Below are 26696 nucleotides of genomic sequence, written 5' to 3' on the forward strand. Positions count from 1 at the left end.
CACACTCAGGTCGGAAGAGCCAGATTCGAGCGTGGTGACGCTCCTCGGCTCCTCCTGACATGGAGTCCTGTATTGAGCCCCGCAGCCTGATTGGCTGTTATGTTCCGGCTCGGACCAATGACGGTCCACTAGGGGAGAAGGCAGGAGCACTTCATGTCGATTCTGAACCGGCGAGCCACACGGACGAGTGTGGTCGCCCTCGTCGCCGCAGGAGCCCTCACGATGGGGGCAAACGCGGCGTATGCCAGTTACACAAGCAAGGTCGACTGGGGCAAGATCGGAGACCAGTACACTGGCCAGGCCTACGGCAACATCCAGAATGAGAACCAGACGACGCTCTACGTGGGGAACTGGCACCGGGCGGTGACCACCGGAACCTACAACTACGACGAGGCCTGGCCCACGTGGTACCTGGACGGCGGTGGAACGGACATCGATCCGGCCAAGGAGACGGGCCGTACTTCGTCCACAGCGTTCCAGTGGCAGGTGCTGCGCTTCCCGCTGGTGTCGACTGCCAGCAAGGTCCGAGCAACGATCCAGACCTGCCTGGACATCTCCTACCGCCCGGACTCCTGTAGCTCGCAGGCCGTTCCGTCCTTCACGTACTAGGTCGGACCTTGCTCGTTTTCGATCACGTCACTCAGCGCTTCGGGTCAACCGAGGCGCTGAGTGACGTCTCTCTGCGTCTCGAGGCCGCGGTGGTCGGCCTCGTCGGCGTGAACGGAGCCGGCAAGTCCACGCTCATGAAACTAGCCGTGGGCCAAATCGCCCCGACCAAGGGCTCGGTGGCGATCGATGGCACTGACCCCTTCAGCAGGCTGGGGCGTCTGGGCTACTGCCCCCAAGAGGCCGACCTTCCGGCGCACTTCACCTGCTCCGAGTTCTTGACATACCTCGGATGGCTGCGGAAGGTCCCCAAGAGGTCTCGAGCGACTCAAGCCAAAGAGGCGCTCCGGTCCGTCGACCTGGAGAGCCGCGCAAACGACCGGATCGCGCATTTGTCTGGTGGGATGCGCAGACGGCTCTTGATCGCCCAAGCGCTAATGGGCGAGCCGAATTGGGTGCTACTAGACGAACCGACCACAGGGCTTGATCCCGAGCAGCGAGCCTCGATCAGAAGCCTGCTCAGCGGCCTGAGCGTGAACTGCAACATCCTGGTAAGCAGTCACATCATCGAGGATGTAGCAGTGTTGGCAGATCATGTCGTCTTCCTGCACGACGGCCGGGTCTGTCACGAAGAGCCCTCACAACGCGGCCGGGATGCGGCTTCGCTAGAGCGCTTGTTTCTCGAAGCCATCATGCAGCAGCGAAGGGTAGCGACGTGAGGGCCGCGCTTCGTTCCCGCGTTGCGTGGGTCACTGCCCTAGCCGCTGTCATCACCTGCGCAACGGTTGCCTTGAATCGATCCGCTCAGTGGCGTGGGGAGTGGGGCCGCACCCTCGGGATGACCGAGTCGATTCTGGTCCTCCTCGGACCGGCCGTCGCTGCTGGATGCGCATTCGCATGTGCTCAGTTCCGAGGGCTGAACGAGGCTTTGGTACTGCCGACGGCAACGCGACGAACACAAGCCGTGCTAGCACCAGCCCTGGCGCCTGCTGCGGTCGGGCTGTTTGTGTGGCTCATCGTTTCGACAACGATGCTGGTTGTTACCGCCTCCTACTCTCCAACCGACACCGTCAATGTCGTCGCCGTCTGTCGCGCTCTGCCGCTGTACTGCTTCAACGCGGTCCTAGGAGTAGCGCTCGGCACCTTCTTGCGCCCTGTTCCAGCCAGTCTGGGCGCGGCTGCCGTGTCATACGGTTTGCTTATAGCCGTCACCCGGGACACACACCTTTCCTTCCTCGGCCCGTACGCCGTCACTGGCTCTGTAGCCCAGTGGGAACCCGATACGCGCGTCCTCTCCATGCACTTCGGGATGCTCATCCTGGTGAACTTGGGCTTGCTCTGGATCGTCAGCGGTACAAAGCAGAGGAGCCGCCTGCTTCTCGTCGCGACGGGATCCGTCGCACTTCTTGTGGTCGGTGGTTTGTCGCTCACCGAAGCCGCGCAGCGCACCATCTGGGTCCCGCGTGAGCCTCTGCAATACTCCTGTGAGGGTGACCCCATCCAAGTCTGTTTCGTGCTCGGAAATACCCGCCAAACCGGGCAGTGGGCTGTCGCTATCAACCGCGCCGCGCGACGCCTCGACGGACTAGGACTATCGGTTCCTTCTCGGTACCAGCAGTTTCCTCCAAATGGCGGGAGCCACAGTGTCGGCGTGCTTCAAGTCAGCACGCTCAACGTCAACTTCGATCCCCCCGACCCCACTGACGTGGTGTCGTCCATTGCTGGGCCATCAGACTGCGGGATGCTCGGCAACGGCGCTTGGCAGATCGTCAGAAGTATCTTGGCCGAGTGGCTGATGTCGCAGGTCGAACCTGGCTACCGCACTGGCGACCCCAGCCTGCAGGCTTGGATGAACATGACGACCAAGGAACAGCAGGCATCGTGGGCACGACGCACGCAGGCCCAACTACAGTCCTGCTCCGCTATGCCGTCGCTCCCATTCAAGCTGGACATGCCGAACCCATGATCGCGCTCAAGGCGCAAAAGCTGTCATTAGTGTTGGCTTCGATCGCACTACAGATCGTCGTATTGGGACTTGCAGGCCCAGAGATTGACCTGCCGTTGAGCAAGGTTCCGTTGCCCACCGTAGTGGCCTGGTGCCTGCCGGCGGCCCTCACCGTAGGCCTGTGCGTGGAGTCACATCTTGAGGGATGGAACTGGTTCAACCCAGTCAGGGTCGGTGGGCTGCAATCTCTCTGTGCTGCTACCGCCGCCCTCGCCTCCCTCGGCCTCTATCGGATTTTCGTAGCATCTTGGCCCAGTGAGCACGTCATAGCTCTGTGGTGGGCCTTCGCGGCGATTGGTTTAGTGAGCCGATTCTTCGTCGGCGAAGGCGCATGGTTTCTGACCTTGATCGTCTCTCTCGCATGCTTCTACGATCTGGCCACCCCGGACTCCATCATCTCGAACGTTTTGGACACCTCCGCTGGCACAGTAGCCGCACTCAGCATCTTTGTAGCATTCGTATGCTTTGGTTTACGCCTCGCCCCTGCCTTTAGCGTCAGGGTGTGAGTTATCAAGCACTCCTTTGGAGGACGTCGTCTCGGTCCGTGGTGTTGCGGTCTGGCGCTTTGATCCTCGCCTACTCGCCGCCCTGCTGGCTCAGGCGGTTCCTGCGCGTTGGATGGCGCGGTAGACGGTGGAGCGGCCGACGCTGAAGAGCTCAGCGAGGTCGGTGCTGGTGTGGGTGCCGTCGCGCCACAGCGTGACCAGGTGCTTCTCCTGGTTGGGGGTGAGTTTGGGCTGCTTGCCGCGCAGGCGGCCTTTGGCCTTGGCGACGGCCATGCCTTCTCGGGTCCGGGCGCGGGCGAGGTCGGCTTCGAATTCGGCGACCATGGCCAGCACGTTGAACAGGAGCCGTCCGACGGGGTCGGTGGGGTCGTGCAGGGAGCCGCCGAGGTTGAGCTTGACGCTGCGCGAGGTGAGCTCGTCGACGATGTCGCGGGCGTCGGGGACGGAACGGGCGAGCCGGTCAAGCTTGGTGACCACGAAGGTGTCGCCGGCGCGGCAGGCAGCTAGCGCCTCGCGCAGCCCGGGTCGGGCGCGGTTGGTGCCAGTGAGCCCGTGGTCGACGTAGATGCGGTTCGGGTCCACCCCCAGAGCGGTGAGAGCCTGACGCTGCGCGGTGAGGTCTTGGTCGGCAGTCGAGACCCGGGCGTATCCGATGCTTAAGGCAGCCATTCGCCCAGTGTCACCGGTTAGCCCCCGATGACCGGGCATTTTCGCGGGCGGGTTGTACGGGACGCGCCCGCGAGCACGGCTTGGTGTGTGACCTTCGCCGGTAGGTGGCGGCCTGCGGCAGCCGATTCCTGGCGGGCTCACTCGACCCCGATGACGAGGGTGCTCGCGGCGGCTTCGACGACGTCGTTGGTGATGGTCTGCAGCTCGTTGATTCTCAGTACGCGTTCGATCTGGGGGAAGAGTCGTTCCAGGAGGCGGAAGTTGCCGCGGGTGATGCGGCTGATCGCGGCGATGGCCTGGGCGTCGGTGAAGTCGTCGGGGTTGAGAGTCTTGCTGAGGGTGCGCCAGTGGCGTTGCAGGACGAAGAGGAGCTCGTCGTTGCTCAGGGGGCGGTACTGGTGGGCGAACCCGACGCGGCTGTAGAACTGGGGGTAGTGGCTGAACTGCTTCTCCAGGCCCGGCATGCCGATGAGGATCAGGGCGATCTGGTCGCGGTCGTAGCGGTCCCGTAGGAGCTCGAGCGCGGTGGGGCTGAGACGTTCGGACTCGTCGACGATGACGAGCTGGACGTAGTTGGTGGTGCGCCGGGCGCCGCCCCGGTCCACAGGGGCGCGGCCCGGGGCTTCAAGGTGCTGCTGGATGCAGATGCTGGTGCGCGTGATGATCCGGTCCAGGTCCTCGCGTAGCAGCCGCGGGGTGGTCAGGACCCCGGGGGTGTAGAGGGCGGTGCGGTTCTTGGCCAGGGCGGCGTAGACCTTGGCGTCGTCGTCGCTGCGTGGGCCCCAGGCGGTGACCAACTCGTGGGCTTGGTCCCAGTGGGCGTAGCGGCGGGCGGAGACCGTCTTGCCGACCCCGGCCGGTCCGAAGCACAGCCCGATGGTGCGCCCTCGCCGGACGGAGTCGGCGAACTCGGTGAAGCGGCGGTGCTCCTTGGTCACGATGAAGCGTTCGCTCACCGTAGGTCCTCCTTGTAGACCTTGAGCTTCACCGGGCCCGAGGCTGGGGTCCGTGGCGGCAGTGGCCTGGCACGGGGGTCGGTTGTGTGGGCGCCGACCATGGCGATCCGCTCGTTGATGCCTCGGCGCAGCGCGCGGCGGCGGGCGTTGCGGGCGGCCTGGACTTCCTTGAGGCTGATCTGGCGCCCGTGGTGGTCCTGGTCGACGGCGGCGCACAGGAACTGGTCGTGGTCGAAGACGCGGATCTCGGTGATGTCTCTGGGGTCGTAGCGGATGACCACGGGGCGCCCGACGAAGCCGGCGAGGGTCGGGGAGACGTAGCGCAGGCCCTGGAAGTGGACGCCGTCGCGGCGCACCGTTCTGGATCGGGCCACGCTGAGCAGCAGCCCGTCCAGAGCCTGGAGGCTGTCGGGGGTGCGTGGCAGCCACCCGTCGGCGATCCACGCCGCCCGCGGCGAGATGCCGAGCTCGCTGTGGGTGCGGTCGTTGTAGTCCAGGACGAACGCCCCGACCACGCCGTCCAGGTCGGCCAAGGACAGGGCCGGCGCCGGCCAGCGCCCGGCACCGTGGTGGAGGTGTCCGGGCAGGGTGGTGAGCAACTCGGTGTTGACGGTTCCAAAGAACCGCTCGACCTTGCCCCGCCCCTGTGGTCGGGCGACGGCGGAGTGGATTAGGCGGATGTGCAGGTCGACGGTGGTGCGGGCCAGGTGGTCGCTGGTGAAGTCCGACCCATGGTCGACGTAGAGCACCTCGGGGATCCCGCACATCGGCCACCGTGGGTCGCTCTTGTGCCAGATCGCCTGCCGTAACGCCAAGGCGGTGTTCATCGTGGCCGGCGCGCCGAAGAAGACCATGTACCCGCAGATCGCGCGCGAGCAGTCGTCCATGACGACGGTCAGCCACGGCCGGGCCGGCTTGCCATCCGTGCCGACGAGCACGATGTCCAGCAGGGTGTGGTCGGCCTGCCACATCGCGTTGGGCCGGTCCGCCGCCCGGCGCACCGCGAGCTCGTACTTGTCCCGGTAGGAGCCTGGTCCCTCAAGGGCGAGGGTGACCATGCCGGGGTCCAGGGCGGTGATGATCGAGCGGACGACGCCGTAGGACGGGACCGGCCAGTCGGCGCCGGCGCAGACCTTCACCACCGTCCGGTGGATCGCGGCGATTGGTGGGCGGGGCCGGGTCAGGCCCAGCCCTTCGATCAGCGTGACGAGTTCCGCCGGCAGACGGTGCCCGCCGACGTCCGCCCGCGGTGTCCGGTCCAGGGCGGCCAGGCCGCCTGCGCGGTAGCGGGCGTGCCAGCGTTCCAGCGTGCGCACACCCAGGCCGTGATGCCGGGCCAGCGCGGCGAGCGGGACCTGGTCCTCGACATGCAGCCGCAGGATCTGCCACCGCCCGCCCGCATCCACGTTGCTACACGGCGCTCGTGGCTCGTCGCGGCGAGGCCGGCGCAGCGGGTGGGCGGTTCAGTGCCCGGTAGATCGTGGTGCGGGAAACCCCGAGCACCTCACCGATCTGGGCGACCGTCATGTCCTTCTGCTCATACATCCGCCGGGCCGCCCGGACCTGGTCGCCGGACAGCGCCGAGGGGCGCCCACCGGTGCGGCCCCGTGCGCGGGCGGCCTCCAGGCCGGCGTTGGTCCGCTCCCGGATCAGGTCGCGCTCGAACTCGGCCAGGGCGGCGAAGACGTGGAAGACCAACCGTCCTCCTGGGGAGGTCGTGTCGATCGTCTCCTGCAGGGACCGGAACCCCACGCCGCGGTCGGATAGGACCTGCAGCTGGTCGATCAGGTGCCGGATCGACCGGCCCAGCCGATCCAGGCGCCACACCACCAGGGTGTCCCCTGGACGCAGCTGGTCGAGCAGCTTGTCCAGCTCGGGGCGCTGCTGCAGCGATCCGGAGATCGTGTCGACGAACACCCGGTAGCACCCCGCCCGATTCAGGGCGTCGATCTGCAACGCCGCGTCCTGATCAGCGGTGGACACGCGCGCGTACCCCAGCAGATGCCCCACCGGTCGAGCGTAGCGAAACTCATCCCCACCGGGAAGTTCCGAACCGTAGATTTCGGCACTGAGTTCCGCTACACGATCCGGGTCGATGTCAGACCTCACCGGAATCTCGACTCCGGTGTAGCGGAAACGTTCGTTTCCGGCGATGGCGTGAGACGGTCGGCGGCAGCGCCTGGTTCGGCTCAGCGCGGAACGGCGGGCGGCCCAGAGCGCCCAGCCGCCGCCAGGTGTAGAACCGGGCGTGTGGCTGAGCTCGGCGGCATGGGGCCGAAGCTGGCCACAGCATCCGGGTCGCGAGCGACAGTGCCGGGTTTGGTGCGGTCAGCACATAGCGCGGCCGGAATGACAGCGGGGGCGTCGAGGGCGCTGGACCGGTCAGGCGCAGCAGGACGTCGGCAAATGGTTGCGGAACAGCCCTGCGGCGATCCGCAGGCTCTCGGCCATGGTCAGGTAGGGCGCCCAGGTGTCTGCGAGGTCGTCGACCGTCATGCCGGTTCTGATGGCGTAGGTCGCGGCGAGCATGATCTCGCCGGCACCGTCGGCGAGGGCGTGCACCCCCAGGACCTTGCCTGTTGTGGCGTCGGCGACGATCTTCACGGCCCCTCGGGTGTCGCGGTTGACCAGGGCGCGCGGGACCTCTGAGAGGTTCAGTACTCGGGACCTGCAGTCGTGGCCGCGCTCGAGGGTCTCCTTCTCGCTCAGCCCGGCCGAGGCGAGCTGGGGGTTGGTGAAGACCACGGTGGGCAGGCCGGTGTAGTCGACCCGCGCCCCAGGACCGTCCGGGCCGGTCAGTGCGTTGGTGGCGGCGGCGCGGCCTGCGGCGGCGGCGACGTAGACGTACTGCGGGGCACCGGACACGTCGCCTGCGGCGTAGACGCGCGGGTTGGTCGTGCGCTGGAACTCATCCGTGACGACGAAACCCCGCTCGTCGACGTCGACGCCGGCTGCGGCGAGCCCCAGCCCGTCGGTGCGGGCCGTGCGACCGGTGGCGATCAGCAGCCGTTCTGCGCGGACGGCAGCACCCGAGGCGGCCCGTACGACGACCTCGCCTCCGTCGACCGAGACGGCGACGGCGTGCTCCTCGAGGACACCGATGCCGTCCTCGGCAAAGACCGCACGCAGGCGTTCGGCCAGCTCCGGCTCGGCCCGGGGGGCCACGCGCCCGACCAGGGACACCCTCGCACCGAGACGGGCCAAGAGCTGCGCCTGCTCGAGCCCGACGTAGCCGCCACCGATCACCACCAGGGACCTCGGCACCTGCTCGAGTTCCATGGCCGTCGTCGACGTCAACCAGTCCACGCTGTCCAGACCCGCCAGCTCGGGCACCGCCGGCGCGGCCCCGGTGGCCACCACGTACGCCTGGGCGCGCAGCGGCTCGCCGTCGACCGCGAGCGTGTCGCGATCGAGGAACCTGGCGTGCCCAGGCACGACCTCGAACGCATAGGCGGCGGCGACGTGGGCGTACTTCGTACTGCGCATGCGCTCGACGAGCTCGTCCTTCTGGTGAACCAGCGCTCGTAGGTCTACGCCACCTGCGGACGTGGGAGCGCCGTCGAAGGGATTGGTCAGGGCGGAGTGTCGGGCGCCGGCGGCCGCCAGGAGCGTCTTGGACGGCACGCAGCCGATGTTCACGCAGGTCCCACCGAGAACGCCGCGCTCGATCAGGACCACGGTGTGCCCAGTCTGCCGAGCGGTGATCGCAGCCGCCATCGCCGCACCACCGGAGCCGACCACCGCCAGGTCCACGTCATAGCCCGCGCTCATGCCAGATCCCTTCGTCGTCGGTCCTGCTCCAGGCGCCAGCCTGGACCTTCTAGCGCACTGGAAGGTCAAGGCCGGTAGGCTCGGCAGCTGGAGGCGATGTGCGTATCGGAGAGCTGGCCCAGGCGAGCGGCACCACGACCAAGACGCTGCGCTACTACGAACAGGCAGGGCTCCTCCCGGCGCCCGAGCGCACCACCACCGGCTACCGCGACTACGAGCCCGCGACCCTCCAGCGACTGAACTTCATCCGCCGTGGTCAGGCCGCCGGCCTGACCCTGGCGCAGATCCGAGAGGTGCTGCACGTACGAGACGCCGGTGCGGCGCCCTGCCACCACGTCCGCCAGCTGCTCGACAGCCGCGTCCACCAGCTCGACCGCCAGATCGCGGACCTTCAGGCGCTGCGCGAGAACGTCACCGAGCTGCGAGACGCCGCCGCCGCACCTGACCCCGGGGCCTGCGACCCGACCGACGTCTGTCGGTACCTCTGAGCCGCGACCGCCGTCCGCGCATCGGCAGCAGGCCAGGGGGCGGCCGAGAACCGTGACCGGCAATCGCCCGCCGACGATGACCTTCTCCGCCGCCACCGGGAACGGCCAACGGCTCTACAGCCCGAAGGCGCCGCCCTCGAGGAGGATGACGATGCCCAGTCCGATCAGGACGAGGGGGAACAGGACGTGTTCCCAGCGTTCGAGGACTTCGGCGATGGGTCGTCGGGTGGCGACGTACCTGGCGGCCAGGACGAGCACGGCGACCAGGGCGAGGAACACGACGGCGTTCGCGGCGGTCGCGGCGGGGCCGACGGTGAGGAAGACCGGGACGTAGACGCCGATGTTGTCGCCGCCGTTGGCGAAGGTGACCGCTGCGACGGTCCAGACGGCGACGGCCTTGCCCGGGTCGTCACCGTCGTCGTCGCGGCCACGCCAGGCCCGCCAGGCGGCGTAGAGGCCCAGGAGCAGGGGTATGAGTCCGAAGTAGGCGATGGCGTCTTCAGGCAGGAAGGCGTTGGCGCCGAGTGCGACCAGGACGGAGGCGATGAGGATGGCGCCGAAGCCGAGGTACTGCCCGGCGATGATCTCGGCGGTGGTGCCTGGGGCGCCGGTGCCGCGGGCGAATAACAGTGAGAGCACGATGATGTCGTCGATGTTGGTCACGAGGAACAGACCGACGGCCTGCAGGACGGCTACGGCCAAGTCCATCGAGGGGCCTTTCGGTTGGTTGCGGTGCGAGGCCCGCGCGCTACTCGCGGCTGTGGCCGGGGCGGCCGATAGATCGGACACAGCAGCCTCCAGAGCCCGACCGGGTCGAACCCACACCCGATAGGCGCTAGCATCGACCCATGCCGATGATCACCGCAAGTCCTGATGTAAGTGGCCGGGCCGAGCTCGCGCCCGCAGGGGCGTTGTTCCGAGGCCTGGGCGACCCGACGCGCCTGGCGCTGGTGCGCCGCCTGGCGAGGGGCGAGGCGCGGGTCGTGGACCTGTGCACCGAGCTGGGCCTGAGCCAGTCCACCGTGTCCTCACACCTGGCCTGCCTGCGGGACTGCGGGTTGGTCGACTACCGCGCGCAGGGACGCGCGTCGGTCTACCACCTGACCCGCCCGGAGCTGATGGACCTTCTCGCTGTGGCCGAGGGCCTGCTGGCCGCGACCGGCAACGCTGTGGCCTTGTGCCCCACCTACGCAAGTCCCACCACCTCTGACCCGATCGCCAAGGAGAGTGCACGATGAGCGACGCCTGCGGCTGCAGCGACGACGAGACCACCCCCGGCGGCGAGGAAGCCGAGGAGCACGAGGCCGAGCGGCTGCGGTCGGTGTGGTCGCCTGGCGGACCGGCGCCGCTCTTTCGCGCGGGCGGTTGCCTGCCCTCGCCCTGGTCCTGGGTGGGGCGATCGCGAACGTCGTGGACCGGGCTGGGGACGGGGTGGTCACCGACTACCTGCACAGCGGGTGGTTCCCGACCTTCAACATCGCCGACACCGCGATCGTCACCGGCGTCGCTTTGCTGGTGCTTCGTGTCCGCGCCGGGTCGCCCCGGCAGGAGGTCGAGCGCGTGAATGCGCGACGCCGCAACGGTGGCGCCTCATTGCCTGGCCTCATGCCGCCGGGGCTGGTGCTGGTCGGAGCAGGCGTGGGTGGCTGGGCGACGAGTCTCGCGTTTCCTGACCGGGGATGGTGGCCGCTGGCCTACGCCGGCATGGCGTGCCTGCTGCTCGCGATGCGCGGCGCGTCACTGGTCCGCGCCGCAGGCATCGGCCTGGTCTGGGGGCTGGCCTTCTTCTTGCCGCTGGTCCACTGGGCAGTGCAGGCCACCGGATCGGCGCTCCCGTGGGTCGCGCTCAGCGTGTTCCAGGCGCTGTACGTCGCCGGCTTCGGCGCGCTGTGGACCTACGCGCGCAGGGCCGTCTGGCTCACCGGTCGCCCGCTGGCCCAGGCGGTCACCGCAGCCGTGCTGTGGGTCGCCATCGAGCAGGTCCGCGGCTCCTGGCCTTTCGGGGGCTTCCCGTGGGGCTTCCTGGCGTTCTCCCAGACCGAGGCGCCCCTGCTACGTCTCGCGCCCTACGGAGGGGAGGTCCTGGTCTCCGCGTTCGTCGCCGTGACGGGGGCGCTGATCGCGCTGGCGCTGCAGTACCTGCGCCGCACCGCGGTTATCGCCGCGACTCGGGCGCTGCTCGCCGCGGTGCTCCTGGCCGGCGCCCCGGGCCGGCTTCCCCTGACAGCCGGCCCGGAGAACGGCTCACTGCTGGTCGGCGCCGTCCAGGGCAACGTCCCGCAGCAGGGCGCCGACTGGGCCGAGCAGGCCCGCGACGTCACGGCCAACCACGCCCAAGGCACCGAGCGGCTCGCGGCGACCGCCGGAAGGCGCAAGCTGGACCTGGTGGTGTGGCCGGAGAGTGCCGCCGACATCGACCCCCGCACCGACCTGGCGCAGGCTTCGACCGTGGACCGCGCCGCCGCAGCGGTCGGCGCCCCACTGCTGCTGGGAACCCAGCGGTTCCCCGACGGGCAGGACATCCGCTACAACGAGATCATTTCCTGGACCGCCGGTGCGGGGAGTGGCGACGCCTACGCCAAGCAGCACCCGGTCCCCTTCGGGGAGTACGTCCCCTTCCGCGCATTCTTCCGCCAGCTCACTCCGCTCGTCGACCGGGTCGCCACGGACATGGCAGCCGGCGGCGACCCCGCCGTCATGGACGTGTGGATCGACGCGCTCGGACGTGACGTGCGCCTGGCCACCGGGATCTGCTTCGAGGTCGCCTACGCAGACCTCATCCGCGAAGGGGTCCTCGACGGGGCAGAGCTGATCGTCATCCCGACCAACAACGCCTCGTTCGGGCGCACCCCGGAGTCGACCCAGCAGCTGGCGATGTCCCGCTTCCGGGCGGTGGAGCACGGCAGGTCGACCGTCCAGGTCTCCACCGTGGGCGTCAGCGCGATGATCATGCCGGACGGGACGGTCGTGGCGCGGACCGGTCTGTTCACCGATGAGGAGCTCATCGCCTCGCTCCCGCTGCGCACCACGCTCACCCCGGCGGCGCGACTGGGCACCACGCCGCAGACGGCCGTCTACGTCCTGGCGGCGGCCGCTGTCGTCAGCGGTGCGCTGGCAGGCAGTCGACGACCCGGCCGCGACCGCAGCCGCCGCCCCTTCCCGCGGCGGCTCCGCGCGGCCGACGACCACGCCCCGACGCTGCGGGTGCGGGCCCAGCGGGTGCGAGCCCTGCGGGTGCCGGGCCGGGTGTGGGTCACCCGCGTGTGGCCCTCGTGGCTGGAGTGGCGCCTGATCGTCGGGTTCCTCGTGCTGATGGCCGTCGCGGCCTACACCGGGATACGGCTCGGCCAGGACATCGTCGAGAAGACCACCACCGCGGTGTCGACAACGTCCGATGCTGCGGTCCCGTGAGGCTCGACCATCACGGTTGTGCAGGTGGCGCCCCCGAGGGCCGCGAGCCGTTCAAGCGCGCGAGGTAGGCGTTGTACTGCTCGAGCTCGGCGTCGGCGCCGCCGTCGCGGTCGATCTGCCGGTCTCGGGCGGTGGAGCGCTCGGTGTCGTTGCGCTGCCACCTGCTGGCGATCAGCAGGAGCATCAGCAGTCCCGGCGCCTCCCCGTAGGACCAGGCCAGCCCACCGGCCAGCTGCTGGTCGCGCAGGGGATCGATCCCCCAGCCGGCCGGCGGCGCGGCGAACAGCGGGACCATCGGCGCGGTGGCCATCATCACGATCACCCCGAAGAACGCGTGCAGGGGCATCTCCAGCAGCAGGTCCAGTGCCCGGCCGTGATGGGTCTGCCGGATAGGCAACGGGTCGGTGGACAGCACCGGCACGGTGAACAGCAGACCGGCCACCAGGAACCCCACCTCCAGGGCGAGGTGCCCGGTCCAGGTGCGCAGCAGCGGGTCGGCGAGCTCGGCCAGGTACAGCCCGTAGAACGCCAGCAGGAACAACGGCACCATCACCGCCGGGTGCAGCACCACCCGACTGACCCGGCTGCGCAGGGCCCGCCGCGCCGTGACCAGCACCACCGTGCCCACCCCCCGGTGCGGGGTCGCGCGCAGCAGCAACGTGCCGGGCCGCCCCAGCACCAGCAGCGGTGGGACGAGCATCATCAACGTCAGCTGCTGGAACATGAACGCCGAGAACAGCCGCAACCCGTACCCCTCGATGCCCGCACCGGTCACCAGCGCCAGCACCACACAGCCCACCGTGAACGAGATGGTCGCACCGATCGACCAGCGCCGACCCCGCAGCCACAGCCGGCACGCGCCCGCCAGGTACAGCACCAGCAGCACCACCGCCAGCACCGGAAGGACCGGCACGGGCTGCAGCGTCGGTGCCAGCATCGTCTCCAGGGACGCCGGTGCGGTCGGCAGCCACACCGGCCCCGTAACGCCCGGGTCGTCCTGCATACGTTCCTCCCCGCCTGCGTCCCTGACAGCGACATGGGTCTGAAGACCGATCGACCGGTTGCGACCCCACGGCGATCGCAGCGCTAGGGTGACGTTATCTGAAGATCCGCGTAGATGAGGAGATGCCCATGGGTCGGGTCCTGCCGTTGGACGGCTGCGTCGGTGATGATCCCCTGTCGCAGCGCGTGGCGCTGGTCCGCGCCAGCGTCCCGGACGACGCCGAGGCAGGGACGCTGGCCGAGCTGTTCCGGTTGCTCGGTGACGTACGGCGCACCAAGATCCTCTACGCGCTGCTGGAGGCCGGTGAGCTGTGCGTGTGCGACATCTCCGCAGCGGTGCAGGTCCCAGAGGCGTCGGTGTCCCAGACGATGCGTCTACTGCGGGCCTCGGGGGTGGTGGGCAACCGGCGAGAGGGCCGCCGGGTGTACTACCGGTTGGCCGATACCCACGTGCGGATGCTGCTGGACGTGTGCCGCGAGCACACCGGACACGAAGGGATCCGCTGATGGGCGCCGGGCACGCTCACGCCCCCGTCGCTGAGCACGCCGGCGGGCGCTACCGCCGCCGCCTCGCCGCAGCGTTCTTCCTGACCGCGACGTTCTTCGCCGTCGAGCTGGCAGCGGGGCTGATCTCCGGCTCGCTCGCGCTGATCTCCGACGCCGGGCACATGGCCGCCGACGTCGTGGCCCTGGGGGCGTCCCTGCTCGCCACCCGGATCGCCACCCGCCCCGACCCCACCGGAAGAAGAACCTACGGCTCGTACCGCGCGGAAGTCTTCGCTTCCGGCCTGACCGTGCTGATCATGCTCGGCGTCGGGGTGTACGTGGTGGTCGAGGCGATCAGCCGGATCGGCGAGGACCCGTCCCTACCCTCGGGCGTGATGCTCGCGGTCGGTTTCGTGGGCCTGGTGATCAACCTTGTCTCCATGCTGCTGCTGCGCAGCGGGTCCAAGGACAGCCTCAACGTCCGGGGCGCCTACTTCGAAGTGGTGGCCGACGCTGCCGGCTCCGTCGGTGTCATGGTCGCCGGTGTTCTGATCATCGCCACCGGGCGACCGGTCTGGGACCTCGTCGTCGCCCTGGCGATCGCCATCTTCGTCATCGTGCGTGCCGTCACCCTGGGGCGGCAGGTCGTCGCGGTACTCGGCCAGCACGCACCCGCCGGCATCGACCCGGAGGCCGTCAGCCGAGAGCTGAGCGCCGTGCCCGGCGTGAGCGCCATCCACGACCTGCACCTGTGGGTGCTGACCTCCGGGATGAACGTCGCCACCGCTCACCTCGTCGCGAGCAGCGGATCGGATCACGCCGCGGTCCTGGCCGCCGCGCGGGACATCCTGCGGGATCGCTTCGGCATCGCCCACGCCACGCTCCAGGTGGAGACGGCCCAGCAGCAGCACGAGTGCTCAGACCTGACCTGGTAGCCGCTCAGTCCCTCGACACCTCCGCCGAGCGCTTGGGGGGCCCCTGGTTGCTGGGTGCGCCCAGGGGCGGTGGCATCGGCGCGCCGGGCCAGGCGTGCGAGCATCGCGTTGTAGGCGGCCAGGTCGGTGTCGCCCCTTCGTCGGCACGCTCGGGCGACGGCTCAGATGTGCTCGCGCTTTCAGGCGCCGCCTCAACGGTGAAGCGGAAGGTCCCGTCGACAGGGTGGCCGTCACCGGACACGGAGCGCAAGCGACCTGGAAGTCCCCGGCCGGGAGGCCATCGCCAAGGCGCTGGGTAACAGTGGCGCCGGACACCGTCGTGGCTCCGTCGCCCCACTCCTGCCCGTCAGGTCCGTTCACCGCGACGACGGCACCCACGGCCAGCTGGTCAGCGGATCGAACGCCCGGCCAGCCCACCGCCACTTAGTCCCGGCAGGAGCCCGCCAACTTCCGCCGGGAGTCACAGGCTTGGTGCGCCGCCGGCTGCGGAGGAGGGGTCCCGTTGGAGGGTCCCCTTTCGAAACAACCTCGCTGCCTTGTCGGAGGTCGCCGCTAGCCTCGGTCTCAGTGTCAGGGTGACAGCACCGCTCACGCGGTGGTTGGGTCCTGATCATTGGTCGTCTGGCTCATAGCCTCGGTGCCGCCCCCGGGTTGGCGTTCATGCGTTTTGCCGGCGACCGGTGTGACGGACCGGCCGGCGTGACTTGATAGGAGCGTGGCATCGCCCCCACTGAGATGTGTCCGCCGACCGGCCCAACCGTCCAGTCACTGATCAGGTGAAGGAGGCAACCACCATGGTTGTTGTTGGCGCTGACGTACACAAGCGGACGCACACGTTCGTCGCTGTCGACGCGGTCGGCAAGCAGGTCGGGCAGCTGACGGTCGCGGCCACCACGGCCGGGCATCTGAAGGCGTTGGGGTGGGCCCGGCAGCAGTTCGGCGAGGAGCTGACCTGGGCGATCGAGGACTGCCGGCACCTGTCCGCGCGGCTGGAGCGAGACCTGCTCGGCGCCGGGCAGGCGGTGGTGCGGGTCCCGCCGAAGATGATGGCCGAGCAGCGCCGGGTCGCGCGCACCCGGGGCAAGTCGGACCCGATCGACGCGCTGGCGGTCGCGCGCGCGTTCCTGCGCGAACCGGAGCTGCCGGTGGCCTCGCACGACAAGGCCTCCCGGGAGGCGAAGCTGCTGGTCGACCGGCGAGAAGCGTTGGTGAACACCCGGACCCGCACGATCAACAGCCTGCTGTGGCGGGTGCACGAGCTGGACCCGGCCCACGCTCCCAAGCCGCGGTCGCTAGACCTGGCCAAGCACCAGCAGGCGCTGCACGCCTGGCTGCTGACCGTGGCTCAGGGCGCGGCTGGCGTGGACGAGGTGCGTGGCCTCGTCGCTGAGATGGCGCTGGACGAGCTCGAGGACATCATCGCGCTGACCGCGCGGATCAAGCGCGCCCAGCGGGCGGGGTCCTCGTGGGCCCAGTGGGAGATGTCGGAATAGAAGCACCGGACCCGGGCGAGCAGCTGGGCCCAGTCCTTTCGCGGTTTCCCGTTCGAGAGGGTCGCGACCCGGGTGCGCCAGGCGGTGGCCTGCTCCGAGGTCAGCCGCAAGGTGGCGATGCCGCGGTGGTGGGCCTGGATGTCGCACCAGAACTTCCCGAGCAGGTGGATGGCGATGCCGTTGAGGGTGGAGTAGTCGGTTTCGGTGCACCGCTCGGTGAGGTACTCCACGAACACGGCACGGATGTCGGGGTCCTCGATGTTGTACCGGGCCACCAGCTGCTCGGGCGTCAGGGGAGGGGCGCTGGTGACCTGCAGCATGTAGTCCGGTTCCCCGGGGAGCAGCCCCGCGCGGCGGGCGTACTCCCAGGTGGTGTGCATGCGGTGACCCACCCGCTGGCGGTCCATCAGCTCGCGCCGGGCGCTGATGAAGTCAGCGCCAGTCAGCTCGGTCAGGGACCGTCCGGTGACCAGGCACAGGTTGACCAGGTTGGTCCGTACCCGCCAGGTCGTCTGGTCGGGGTGGGGGGCCTGCGCGGTCATGGCCGCGACGTGGGCGAACAGGTCGGTGTCGTGGACCTCGACGAAGTCGGTCCAGAGTCGTTCCCGCCGGCTTTCCATGATCCACACGTGGCTGGGGCGGACCGCCTTGAGCACGAGGACGGCGTTGAGGGCGTACCTGATCTCTGACCGCAGGGCCGGTCGGCCGAAGCCGGCGGCTTCATACCAGGCGGTCCCGCGCACCCCAGCGGACTCACTTGCCTCCCACCGCTGGCGCCATGTCGTGCCCGGGTGGCCTTCGAGCCAGTCCAGCAGCCGGCTCGTCGCACGCGTAGCCGAGCCATCACGGGTGGCGCGAGGCAACTGCGGTGTCACCGGGCGCCAGTGGCAGATCAGGCTCACCATCAACGGCTCCAGCACCGACCGGGCAGCCGACCCCAGGTCCTGCCCGGTGGCCGCCAACTGGACCTGAGTGAACGTCATCGGCTGCAGCGGGGGGTTGTTTGGCCTGCCGCCCTTCGCCAAGTGCGTGGTCACAGCGTCACGCCCGGGAAAAGGGTGTGCAGGTCGCTGGCGGCGTAGCCCGGCGCGGGCCGGGCCGCGGCTGGCGCCGGTCGGCTCAGATGCCGATGCAGGGAGGCGACGAGCTCATCGAGCCGGGCCGCCGAGTACGCCTGCAAGGTATCCATGTTGCGATGCCGCAGCAGCATTTGGACATCGGTCAGCGTCATCCGCTCGTCGGCCAGCAGACGGTGAGCGAAGGTGTGACGGAAGTCGTGCCACGTCAGGTTCGCGCCGAGCTTCGCGTTGGCCCGCTCCAGGACCTGCCGCAGAGTGAAGTACGTCAACGGTCGAGGCGGGTTGCCGAACGTCATCCACAGCGGCTGGTCGCCCATGCCTGCATCGAACCCAGAGCGGACGTGACCGGCGAGGTACCGGGCGATCCACACGAACGACTCCGGCGCGGCAGGCACCCACACCCGCAGACCGGCCTGCCCCTTACCGACCACGCTCAACACGCCCTCGCCGGCGTTGACGCCATGGCGTGTCATCGACAGCAGCTCCGAGGCCCGCACCCCGGAGGACAGCGTCACCGCCACCAACGCCCGATCACGGTCATTCCCCAACACCGAGAACAGCTCCTGCAGCAGCGGCTCCCCAATGGACCGCGGTTGGATCCGCGGCTGCCGCTGCCGGTAGGTGCCGCGCCGAGGCAGCCCAGACCTGGCCCCGACCCGGCGAGACGGCCCGGTTCGACCCCGCGCTGAGGACCGCGGGACAGGATTGGCCAGCGGGCCCAGCCCGGCAGCGACCGCGAACTCATAGAACGACGAGATCACCGTCAACGCGTGGTTGATCGTCCGGGGCGCGTACCCCGCCGGAAGATACGCCTTGCCCGTGACCGCGTTGATCGATCCCGCCGCCGGCCGCGACGTCGACCGCTCGCCCGAAGAAGAACTCTCCTCCGACACGGACGCAGCCGGGTCCGCGGCCCGGCGCCGCTGGCCGTTCGGGGCGCCCTGCAGCCACAGGACGAAGTCGCGCACCTCCTCACGGAAGGCCTCCCGCCAGGGGACCTCCACAGCCAGGCAGAACCGCCACCACCGGAGCAGGTCATACGCGTACGAACGGCGGGTTGCCACCGACGCGCCCGTCGCCGCGATGTCGATCAAGAAGGCCGTGATCTCCTTAACCGGGCGACCTGCCGCGTCGACCACCTGCCACCCCACACCAGGGGCCGCCACCACTGCCCCCGAACGCGGCAGAACCAACCGTGCAACGTCCCGCCCAGCTCGCGCCGCAGCCATGAAGCCAACCTTCCATCGCAGCAGCCAAGCGCCCGTTCGCAACGCCGCTGTGGGTGCAGTCAACAGGTGAGCTCGCCGAGCTCACCGGCCGCAGCCAGACAGCGATCCGTCGCGCCCTAGAGCAAGGGGGAGTGTCGACCCGCGGCGCAGGAGCACCGCTCGTCGATGAACCCAAGCGCCGGCGACGAGCATAAAGAGACACCCCTGCCCGAGCGCCCCAGGTCGCGGCCACGCGACGATGAGAAGAGGAAGGGCCACGGAGACAACTGGCCCTCGCGCTCAAGGCTGGGATCGCTCGACCCCCTCTGGACACTGAGCTAACCAGGATTTAAGACCGGGTCTCATCGAGATATATCTCCATGAGATTGGGCGCTACCAAGAAAACTTGGTAATGTGTCTCTCAGCAAAGGCTTCGGCTCCCCGCGATGCGTGTGAGTCAGGTTGGCCCCCGGTGTAGCTACGGCAGCCGGGGGTTTGCTGTATCTCCGGCGAAGGTGGTCACCGTTGCGAGCCGCTCGACCTCGTCGAAGAGTGCGGTCCCACGGCCCAACAGCCGCTGACGATAGGCCGAGCAGACCAGGTCAGGCAGCCACAGCAAGTGGTCGGTGCCGGGAGAGACGTGCAGGAGCTGCGCAGTCGGGTCGATGCGCTTGTCCTGGATCAACTGCGCGCGGGTCCGGCGATCGTTGTTGTTCTGCCGGGCGGTTCGGCGCTCCTCCATGATCATGAGGCCGACCGGGTCGTGAGTCCCCCCGGTTGCATGGAACAGGGACTCCAGCAGGAGGCCGAGGCACTCTTGCCTGGCCTCCTCGCCGTCTGTGTCATCCGGATCCACGTCGGTCCGGTGGATGATGACGCACGCTTCGTGGACCTCGTCCAGGCACTGGAGCAGATCGAGCGCTTGATCCTGGCCCTCGTCAGAGCGCAGGACATCGGTGGTGTGCCAGTACCCACTCTCCACGCGCTCGTCGAGGTCACTACGCAACCCGTCGCGGTCCTTGGCCGAGACGACGACCGCGCCCATGACGTAAAAGTTCAGCTGCCCCTGCTGAGCGGAGTAGGTCTCGTCAATGAAGGCCACCGGCTGTTGGCCGACGCGCTCGTAATGAGTCTCGACGACCGATCGCTGACCGGGCGTCGCCGGGGGAGGAGGTGTCATCGTCTGGCCTCAGACCCGACCAAGCACCCGTAGCGCGACCAAGAATCGGTCGCGCGGATGAAGGCGGGTAAGGAACGCATGTCGGGATTGTCCCACTAGGCACCGACACGACAAGGCGACGAACCGCGGAGAGCCCCAAGGCGGCTGCCGACGACGTTGGACGACACCCTGGCCAGCGGCCGGCCAGGTGCAGGCCTGCACGACCGCACCAAACACAACCGAGGCCATCAACGCCAGAGGCGCCTCACCGCCACGTCTGGTACCTCCCCTCCGGGTCGCGACTAGCCACCCATCACCGACAGGCCGACCCCGGCGGACCCAGCGACGAACAACGGGCCCAATAGGCCACAAGCAGGCCTGCTCAGCCGGCTGACGGACACCCTCCGCTTCGCTCCGGGCGCCGCTGTCTTTTCCCCTCCACCTCCGGGGCATTTCATGGTCGCGGCCCCGCTGGCGTGCGCAACGTCGGCTCGGCTCCGCCTCGGCCCCTCCAACCGAAGACTTTGGGTCGGCGCTCCTTCGTCGCTTATCTCCTCCCCAAACTCTTCGGCTTCCGGGGCTGCCCGACGTCCTCCGCTTCGCTCCGGCCCCTGCGGGGTGCACCCACCGGCTCCTGGCCGCGCCTTCATTCCATTGCCCCGGAGGGGGCGGGGGATGGTCGCCCGGCCAACCCCACCGCTGGGGTCGCGCGCGGCTCACCTGCGTCGGCCCGCGTTCCTTGACGCTGGGTGCCGATGGTGGGCTTTCCTCAGTTGGCGGCTCCGAGCGTGGCCCCGCCGTCGATAATGGCGTTGACAGTGTCTTGGGTGGCCAGGAGCACTTCGAGCTTGCCGTTGGTGATGCGGCTCGCGCTGATCGCTTGGGCGGGAGTGTCTGGTCGTGCCGCGCCGGCCTTCCAGGTCCGGCCCGCGTCGGTGCTGACGGCGACCGTGCCGTCGATGGTGATCCCGGCTGCGGTGGCCTTGTCGGCCCAGGCGAGCATGGTGAGCAGCGGCGCGCCCGGCGCCTTCGTCCAGGTCGTGCCATGGTGCCGGTCCAACGTCACAGCAGGGGTCCAAGCACCGGCCAGTCATGCAGGCCCGCAAACGGCCCGCCCTCGCGCGGCGCCCCGGCCCGTCGTCGACCCACCGATCACACTCTGCCGAGCACGACCTCGATTAGCTATGCAGACCAACGACGAGACATGGCACCCGCCCAGCCCTTGACGCTAAACACCTCACGCTGATGACCGGGCGTTGTGACCAGTACTTCGTGCGCGGTCCCGGCGCGGCAGGCCGCTCGTCGGCGAGCGTTCATCGTCTGGTCACGTGACCGTCGGCCGCAGCCGACCCTCGCGGCCCTAGCGTCCGGCTGGGCGCCGGCTGCGGCGCCCATCGAAACGTGAGTGAGGAATGCTCAGATGCGAACCAGGATGAAGGTGACCAGCGCGGCCCTTGCGGCCCTCGCCGCGGTCGCAGGAACCGCGGGTGCCATGGCCGCCCCCGCGGCAGGGGCACAGGGGGCCGACGACGGTCGGGTCAAGAACGTGGTCTACCTGCTGGGTGACGGCATGGGCCGCACCCACGTGGATGCCGCGCGACTGCGCTACTACGGCGCCAACGGCAAGCTCAACATGGAGCAGTTGCCGGTCGTCGGGCAGAACGCGACCTACTCGGTCGAGAAGAACTCCGGTCAGCCGGGCAAGGCCGACTTCCACCCCAACTACGTCACCGACTCGGCGTCGGCGGCGACCGCCTGGGCCTCCGGGGTCAAGACGTACAACGCTGCTCTGGGCGTCGACGCCAAGGGCAAGGTCGTCCCGACGGCCATGGAGCTCGCGAAGTCTGCGGGCTACGCCACCGGCAACGTCTCGACCGCCGAGATCACCGACGCCACCCCGGCCGGCCAGGCCAGCCATGCCCTCGCGCGCGGCTGCCAGGGCCCGAACTACAGCGCCAGCTCGTGCCAGGACCTCGCGATCACCGGCCAGCCGCTTCCCACGAGCGACATCCGCGTGACACCGATCGCTGACCAGATCGCCCGCAACGGCACCGCCGACGTCATCCTCGGCGGCGGGCTCTCGCGCTTCGACACCTCCGATGAGAACGCGCTCAAGGCACAGGGCTACTCCGTGCTCGGCTCGCCAGCCAGCCAGACCGTCGCGACCCGCTCAGACCTTCAGGGCGCCAGCGGCAGCAAGGTCTTCGGCCTGTTCAACAAGGGCAACCTGACCATCGAGAAGTTCAAGCGCGAGAACCCGAGCGCCCCGCAGGACGCCGAGCCCTCGCTGCGCGAGATGACCTCCAAGGCCATCGACCTGCTCGACGCCAAGGCAAAGTCCGGCAACGGCTTCTACCTCCAGGTCGAGGGCGCCCTCATCGACAAGCGGTCCCACGCCAACGACGCCGCCCAGACGCTCGAGGAGACCAAGGCCTTCGACGACGCCGTGAAGGTCGCCATGGACTTCGCCAAGCGCGACGGCCACACCCTCGTCATCGTGACGGCCGACCACGAGTGCGCCGGCTTCAACATCATCGAGAAGGGCACCTTCACCAACGCCGAGGCCGCCGCGCCCCCGACCAACGTCGACAGCGGCAACACCGCCAACAACTCCGCGACCCTCCGCGCGTCCGGCAACGTGAAGGACGGCACCCGCTCCACCGGCATCATCAACGGCGCCGGTGCCGGGGACCCCAAGAACTTCGCGCCCGCGACCTTCCGCACCAAGGATGACCCGGCGGACGTCAAGGACGGCTCCTTAGAGGCGAGCCTGTGGCTCACCTACCTGTCCGGCAACCACACCGGCGCCGACGTGCCGGTCTTTGCCTACGGTCCCGGGTCGCAGCAGCTCGGTGGCGAGATCGACAACACCGACCTCTTCGACGTCGTCACCGGCGCCCTGCGCCTCAAGTGACACCTACGAGGCGCGTCGCGGACGCGAAGACGTGCCCAGCTGAGTCGTGGTGGGCCCCGCGGTCGCATGCCGCGTGGCCCACCACGGCTCGTCACGACCCTGGCAGCGCGGCTCTCAGCACACCTTGGCCATCGGCCCACGCTCATCCCAAGGACACCCCACCATGAAGCGCTCGGCCCTCACCGCGGCCGTCCTCGCCGCCGCTCTCGCCGTCACCGTCTTCGCGGCGGCCGGGGCCGTCACACGCGCTGTGACGGGCCCGCCCGCCCGCCCGGCCTCGGTTCAGGGGCCTGCAGCCGCCCGCGTGTCACTGCCCGGAAACATCCCGGCCACGGGGGAGCCCGGCCTGCCGTCGCTGTCCACGCTGCGTCCCCGTCCAGGCAGCGCGGTCCAAGCGGCCGGCCCCTTCGACGACCGCTTCACCATGACGGGTCTTCGCTTTGACGGCAGGTCCGTCACCGCGTCCGCCACCATCATCAGCGACGTGAGTAACGTGCTCGAGTTCGGGGCGCTGGCCGGCTTCTACGACGCCAACGGCGCCCTCATCGGTACCGGCCGTTTCGACTACCACAACGACGAGAGCGCCCCAGCGCACCAGCACGCAGGCCCGCCCACCGAGCTCGAGAAGGTCAGGATCATCGTCCCCAAGGAGCTGCAGGGCCGCGCCAAGGCAGCGGCCGTCGGCGTACCCGTCCTCGTGAACGAGTAGTGGCCTAGCCGTCGCGAGCCGAGAGGTTGTCAGGACTCGAGTCGGGTGATGGGTGGCAAGGCGCGACCCGCGGGCTGACACGACGACTGCCCGAGATCGTCTATCGCGCTGCTCGGCGCCCTTGAGGAACGTCTTCACACGACACGGGGGACGATCTCTAGAGGTGGGTCCGCTGTAAATCTCCTGGCCCGGGAGACACTGCAACTCATGTGTTGTTTTTCGCGGGGCCGAGGGGCTGCCTGCCCAGACCAGACCCAAGCGCGGGATGTGGCCGCCGCGGTGTCGGTAGCGCGGGTGGCGGGTTCACTGACGAGCCGATGTCTCGGTCCGGTGACGGCGTGAGTCCGGCCGGGCGAGGGCCCACTCCGGCGTCCCGGCCGCCGGGGGCAGGCCCCGGGGGTGTGGATGTTCTCGAGGGCCGCCCGGTTGTCCACATCAGCCGGTTGGAGTCGCCGCTGACGACGTACTACCTCCTGGTGGGTGTCACCGTGACGCTCGTGGTCTTGGGGCTGGTCATGGTCTACTCGGCCTCGAGTGTGGAGGCGCTGCTGCAGGGTCAGGCCTCGTACGCCATCTTCGTCCGGCAGCTGATCTTCGCCGCTGTCGGCGCCGTTGTGGCCGTTGCGGCCGCCCGGGTGTCCCTGCGTGGGTGGCGGCGGCTGGCCGGGCCGGTGCTGCTGGGCGCGCTGGTCCTGCAGGCCGCCGTCTTCGTTCCCGGGTTGGGGGTGAACGTCAACGGCAACCAGAACTGGCTGGCGTTGGGCCCGGTCACGGTTCAGCCGTCCGAGTTCGCGAAGATCGCCTTGGTGCTGACGGGGGCCACCATTCTTGCGAACAAGGGCAGCCGCGTCGGGGACTGGCGGCACGTCCTGCTCCCGTATGTGGTGCCGATCTCGGGGATGGTTCTGGCGCTCGTGCTCGCCGGTCATGATCTGGGCACAGCCATGGTGATGAGCATCCTGATCGCCGCGGTGCTGTCGGTCGCGGGGGCGCCACTTCGGGTGTTCCTCGTCGGTGGTCTTGCGGTGGCTGCAGGTGTTCTGTTGTTGGTTGGCGGCAGCGGTAACCGCGTGGGAAGAATCAGCAACTTTCTCGATGCTGCCTGCCGTGCCGACCCGAACGGCGCGTGCGGACAGTCGGTGCATGGGCTGTATGCGTTGGCGGACGGGGGGTGGTGGGGCGTCGGCCTGGGTGCCTCGAAGGAGAAGTGGGCGTGGCTGTCTGAGGCGCAGAACGACTTCATCTTCGCCATCATCGGCGAGGAGCTCGGACTCCCCGGGACCCTGGTCGTGCTGGTCCTGTTCGGGCTGCTCGCATGGTGCTGCTACCGGCTGGTGGTCAGGGCTCGTGACCCGTTCGTGCGTATCGCCACCGCCGGGGTGATGGCGTGGCTGATGGGCCAGGCCGTCATCAACATCGGCTCGGTCATCGGGTTGGTCCCGGTGGTCGGCGTGCCGCTGCCGTTGCTGTCCGCCGGCGGGTCCTCGATGGTCACCACGTTGCTGGCCTTGGGCATGTTGCTGTCGTTCGCGCGGGCCGAGCCGGGCTGCGCGGCGTTGCTGGCCGGTCGCGGTCCGGGACTGGTACGCAGGAGCATTGCGCGGGGCCGCACCGGTCTGGCTGCCCGCAGCACTGCGCGCAGCACTGGGCGCAGCTAGGCCGCGGGCGGCGTCGGGTTTGTCAGGCTTCGGGCCTTCAGGGCGTGATGAGTCCGGCGCCGAGGAGCCCCAGCAACAGGACGCCGAGCCCGACCCGGTACCAGACGAACGGCGTGAACCGGTGGGTGCTGATGTAGCGCAGGAACCAGGCGATGACGAGGTAGCCGGTGCCGAAGGCCACCACCGTTGCGAGGGCGGTGGGTCCCCACTCCGGTGCAGGGCCCTCGCCCAGTTTCGTCAGCTCCAGCCCGCCGGAGGCGAGCACTGCGGGAACGGCCAGCAGGAACGCGTACCGGGCCGCGGCGGTTCGGGTGTAACCGAGCAGCAGGCCGGCGCTGATCGTGCCTCCGGAGCGGGAGACCCCTGGGATGAGCGCCAGTGCCTGCGCCGTGCCGAGGGCGAGGGCCTGCCGGGTGGTGAGCGCCTCCAGTGGTCGGCGGTTGGCCGCGACCCGGTCGGCGAGGCCGAGGACAAGCCCGAAGACGATCAGGGTGGCCGCGACCAGGCGCAGGTCGCGTAGCGCCGTCTCGATCGTGTCCTGGAAGGCCAGCCCGAGGATGCCGATCGGGACGGTGCCGATGATGACGTACCACCCCAGGCGAGCGTGGGGGTCCGACCGCGGCACCCTGCCGCGCACGGACCGGGTCCACGCCGTCACGATGGCGGTGATGTCGCGGCGGAAGTAGAGCAGCACCGCTGACTCGGTCCCGAGCTGCGTGACAGCGGTGAACGCGGCGCCCGGGTCGGGCCAGCCGGCCAACGCCGCCACCACGCGCATGTGCGCCGAGGAGGAGATCGGCAGGAACTCGGTCAGTCCCTGCACGAAACCCAGCACGAGCGCGATCCCCCAGCTCACCTGTGGCCGCCCGCGCCGGTCGAGCCATCGGGCGGCGCGGACGAGTGCCCGACCCGCGCGCGAGCGGGCCACAGACCGGTGCGCATGACCCGCGTCAGATGGTGGCGGCGTGCCGCCAGCAGGGCGGCACCCAGCGCGAGGTACACCCCGGCGATGGTCAGCCGCACGGTGCCGGCCCAGTCGGCCGGCGCCGTCCACGCGGCCACGAACTGGGCGGTGAACAATCCCAGCAACGACCAGGCTCCGGCCCGGGTGAGTGTGCCGGTGACCACCAGCGCGACCGCGAACACCGACTGCGCGGCGGTCAGGAGCAGCTCTTCTCGTTGCACCGGGTCGATGGGGAGCCCGGTCAGTGAGCCTGCCGAGAGCGCGAACACCAGCGGCAGAATCCCGACCAGCAGCGTCCACTGGTTGATCTTCGAGGAGATCAACGCCCCGAGGGCGGCCGACGACTGCAGCTTGAGCGCCAGCAGCAGGACCGCGATGAACTCCGGCGTCTCCGAGGCCAGCGGCGCGACCCACTGCACGAGCAGGAACTGGCTGACGTGCAGCTGTTCGCCGGTGGCGACCAGGCTCTCGGCGAACGGTTCGGCGACCGCGAGAATGATGAGCGCTGCGGCCGCGAGCATACCGACGGTGATGATGCGGCGGACCCGTGTGGGCAGCTGCGCGACCGCCGCGGCGGGACCGAACAACTCATCGGCCTCATCGGCCTCATCGTCGCTGTCGTCTGTGGCGGGACCCGGGTCCTGCTCCGCTTCGCGTTGGCGCTCGGGATCGCGCTG

24 protein-coding genes and 2 pseudogenes are annotated in these 26696 nt (G+C 69.2%); 13 read left to right on the plus strand and 13 right to left on the minus strand.

The window, feature by feature from the left end:
• Positions 1–153: 153 nt before the first annotated feature.
• From B2P18_RS18520 to B2P18_RS18535, 4 genes are all read left to right on the plus strand, one after another.
• Entirely contained in the window at positions 154–609 is a 456-nt protein-coding gene (locus B2P18_RS18520; protein ID WP_050347327.1) for a hypothetical protein, read from the plus strand.
• A gap of 8 nt (positions 610–617) precedes the next feature.
• Positions 618–1325, plus strand: a complete 708-nt coding sequence (locus tag B2P18_RS18525; protein WP_286959289.1) for an ABC transporter ATP-binding protein — start codon at positions 618–620, stop codon at positions 1323–1325.
• Positions 1326–1444: 119 nt separating this feature from the next.
• On the plus strand, positions 1445–2572 hold the full coding sequence (locus B2P18_RS18530; RefSeq protein WP_156188118.1) for a hypothetical protein: 1128 nt from the start codon (positions 1445–1447) through the stop codon (positions 2570–2572).
• Entirely contained in the window at positions 2569–3117 is a 549-nt protein-coding gene (locus B2P18_RS18535) for a hypothetical protein (protein ID WP_156188119.1), read from the plus strand. Before B2P18_RS18530 ends, B2P18_RS18535 begins: the two co-directional genes overlap by 4 nt.
• Positions 3118–3207: 90 nt before the next feature.
• Here B2P18_RS18535 and B2P18_RS18540 read toward each other — a convergent pair whose 3' ends face one another.
• The 5 genes from B2P18_RS18540 to merA form a co-directional block, all read right to left on the minus strand.
• Positions 3208–3786 carry a recombinase family protein gene (locus B2P18_RS18540; RefSeq protein ID WP_050347330.1) on the minus strand — a complete coding sequence of 193 codons (579 nt, stop codon included), beginning with the start codon at positions 3784–3786 and terminating at the stop codon, positions 3208–3210.
• 137 nt (positions 3787–3923) lie between these two features.
• Positions 3924–4742: an AAA family ATPase gene (locus tag B2P18_RS18545; RefSeq protein ID WP_013882285.1), complete on the minus strand. Its 819-nt coding sequence runs from the start codon at positions 4740–4742 to the stop codon at positions 3924–3926.
• Positions 4739–6148 carry a Mu transposase C-terminal domain-containing protein gene (locus B2P18_RS18550; RefSeq protein WP_013882286.1) on the minus strand — a complete coding sequence of 470 codons (1410 nt, stop codon included), beginning with the start codon at positions 6146–6148 and terminating at the stop codon, positions 4739–4741. Before B2P18_RS18550 ends, B2P18_RS18545 begins: the two co-directional genes overlap by 4 nt.
• Positions 6149–6152: 4 nt before the next feature.
• Positions 6153–6752 (minus strand): recombinase family protein, encoded by a 600-nt coding sequence (locus B2P18_RS18555; protein ID WP_048699889.1) that lies wholly within the window; start codon positions 6750–6752, stop codon positions 6153–6155.
• A 372-nt stretch (positions 6753–7124) separates the two neighbouring features.
• Entirely contained in the window at positions 7125–8513 is a 1389-nt protein-coding gene (gene merA / locus B2P18_RS18560; RefSeq protein ID WP_048700091.1) for a mercury(II) reductase, read from the minus strand.
• A gap of 98 nt (positions 8514–8611) precedes the next feature.
• Between merA and B2P18_RS18565 the strand changes: the two genes are divergently transcribed.
• Entirely contained in the window at positions 8612–9001 is a 390-nt protein-coding gene (locus tag B2P18_RS18565; RefSeq protein ID WP_019285885.1) for a heavy metal-responsive transcriptional regulator, read from the plus strand.
• Positions 9002–9115: 114 nt separating this feature from the next.
• Here B2P18_RS18565 and B2P18_RS18570 read toward each other — a convergent pair whose 3' ends face one another.
• Complete coding sequence (locus B2P18_RS18570) at positions 9116–9709, minus strand: cadmium resistance transporter (RefSeq protein WP_048700088.1); 594 nt, start codon at positions 9707–9709, stop codon at positions 9116–9118.
• 140 nt (positions 9710–9849) lie between these two features.
• On the opposite strand from B2P18_RS18570, the gene B2P18_RS18575 reads away from it, so the two are divergent.
• Together B2P18_RS18575 and lnt are read left to right on the plus strand one after the other, a co-directional pair.
• Complete coding sequence (locus B2P18_RS18575; RefSeq protein ID WP_013882302.1) at positions 9850–10239, plus strand: ArsR/SmtB family transcription factor; 390 nt, start codon at positions 9850–9852, stop codon at positions 10237–10239.
• A gap of 85 nt (positions 10240–10324) precedes the next feature.
• Positions 10325–12412 carry an apolipoprotein N-acyltransferase gene (lnt, locus tag B2P18_RS18580; RefSeq protein WP_019285888.1) on the plus strand — a complete coding sequence of 696 codons (2088 nt, stop codon included), beginning with the start codon at positions 10325–10327 and terminating at the stop codon, positions 12410–12412.
• Positions 12413–12422: 10 nt separating this feature from the next.
• Here lnt and B2P18_RS18585 read toward each other — a convergent pair whose 3' ends face one another.
• Positions 12423–13415 (minus strand): cytochrome c oxidase assembly protein, encoded by a 993-nt coding sequence (locus B2P18_RS18585; RefSeq protein ID WP_019285889.1) that lies wholly within the window; start codon positions 13413–13415, stop codon positions 12423–12425.
• A 128-nt stretch (positions 13416–13543) separates the two neighbouring features.
• On the opposite strand from B2P18_RS18585, the gene B2P18_RS18590 reads away from it, so the two are divergent.
• The 3 genes and pseudogenes from B2P18_RS18590 to B2P18_RS18600 all read left to right on the plus strand — a co-directional run.
• Entirely contained in the window at positions 13544–13921 is a 378-nt protein-coding gene (locus tag B2P18_RS18590) for an ArsR/SmtB family transcription factor (RefSeq protein WP_013882290.1), read from the plus strand.
• The gene (locus tag B2P18_RS18595; RefSeq protein WP_013882289.1) at positions 13921–14835 is read left to right on the plus strand and encodes a cation diffusion facilitator family transporter; all 915 of its coding nucleotides are present in this window, start codon (positions 13921–13923) and stop codon (positions 14833–14835) included. The genes B2P18_RS18590 and B2P18_RS18595 overlap by 1 nt, the downstream gene beginning before the upstream one ends.
• A gap of 776 nt (positions 14836–15611) precedes the next feature.
• Positions 15612–16289, plus strand: a pseudogene (locus B2P18_RS18600) (IS110 family transposase); the annotation flags it as partial.
• Here the strand turns inward: B2P18_RS18600 and B2P18_RS18605 are convergent.
• The 4 genes from B2P18_RS18605 to B2P18_RS18620 all read right to left on the minus strand — a co-directional run bounded on the left by B2P18_RS18605 (position 16181) and on the right by B2P18_RS18620 (position 20840).
• Positions 16181–17311 (minus strand): hypothetical protein, encoded by a 1131-nt coding sequence (locus tag B2P18_RS18605; protein ID WP_156188121.1) that lies wholly within the window; start codon positions 17309–17311, stop codon positions 16181–16183. The pseudogene B2P18_RS18600 and the gene B2P18_RS18605 sit on opposite strands and share 109 nt — an antisense overlap.
• 50 nt (positions 17312–17361) lie before the next feature.
• Positions 17362–18501 (minus strand): tyrosine-type recombinase/integrase, encoded by a 1140-nt coding sequence (locus tag B2P18_RS18610; protein ID WP_239266027.1) that lies wholly within the window; start codon positions 18499–18501, stop codon positions 17362–17364.
• A gap of 592 nt (positions 18502–19093) precedes the next feature.
• Complete coding sequence (locus tag B2P18_RS18615) at positions 19094–19795, minus strand: hypothetical protein (RefSeq protein ID WP_156188123.1); 702 nt, start codon at positions 19793–19795, stop codon at positions 19094–19096.
• A 748-nt stretch (positions 19796–20543) separates the two neighbouring features.
• On the minus strand, positions 20544–20840 hold the full coding sequence (locus tag B2P18_RS18620; RefSeq protein WP_019285893.1) for a hypothetical protein: 297 nt from the start codon (positions 20838–20840) through the stop codon (positions 20544–20546).
• 366 nt (positions 20841–21206) lie between these two features.
• On the opposite strand from B2P18_RS18620, the gene B2P18_RS18625 reads away from it, so the two are divergent.
• The 3 genes from B2P18_RS18625 (at position 21207) to ftsW (ending at position 25055) form a co-directional block, all read left to right on the plus strand.
• Positions 21207–22688: an alkaline phosphatase gene (locus B2P18_RS18625; RefSeq protein WP_019285894.1), complete on the plus strand. Its 1482-nt coding sequence runs from the start codon at positions 21207–21209 to the stop codon at positions 22686–22688.
• A gap of 163 nt (positions 22689–22851) precedes the next feature.
• Complete coding sequence (locus B2P18_RS18630) at positions 22852–23397, plus strand: hypothetical protein (RefSeq protein ID WP_019285895.1); 546 nt, start codon at positions 22852–22854, stop codon at positions 23395–23397.
• Between the two features lie 401 nt (positions 23398–23798).
• Positions 23799–25055 carry a putative lipid II flippase FtsW gene (gene ftsW, locus B2P18_RS18635; RefSeq protein WP_050347335.1) on the plus strand — a complete coding sequence of 419 codons (1257 nt, stop codon included), beginning with the start codon at positions 23799–23801 and terminating at the stop codon, positions 25053–25055.
• Positions 25056–25092: 37 nt separating this feature from the next.
• On the opposite strand, the gene B2P18_RS18640 is transcribed toward ftsW, so the two are convergent.
• Positions 25093–25911: an undecaprenyl-diphosphate phosphatase gene (locus B2P18_RS18640; RefSeq protein WP_037214229.1), complete on the minus strand. Its 819-nt coding sequence runs from the start codon at positions 25909–25911 to the stop codon at positions 25093–25095.
• Positions 25908–26696: pseudogene (locus B2P18_RS18645) on the minus strand (sodium/calcium exchanger protein); the annotation flags it as partial. The pseudogene B2P18_RS18645 and the gene B2P18_RS18640, both read right to left, overlap by 4 nt.

Source organism: Arsenicicoccus sp. UBA2120, from assembly GCF_002330965.1.
Classification (GTDB): domain Bacteria; phylum Actinomycetota; class Actinomycetes; order Actinomycetales; family Dermatophilaceae; genus Arsenicicoccus; species Arsenicicoccus bolidensis.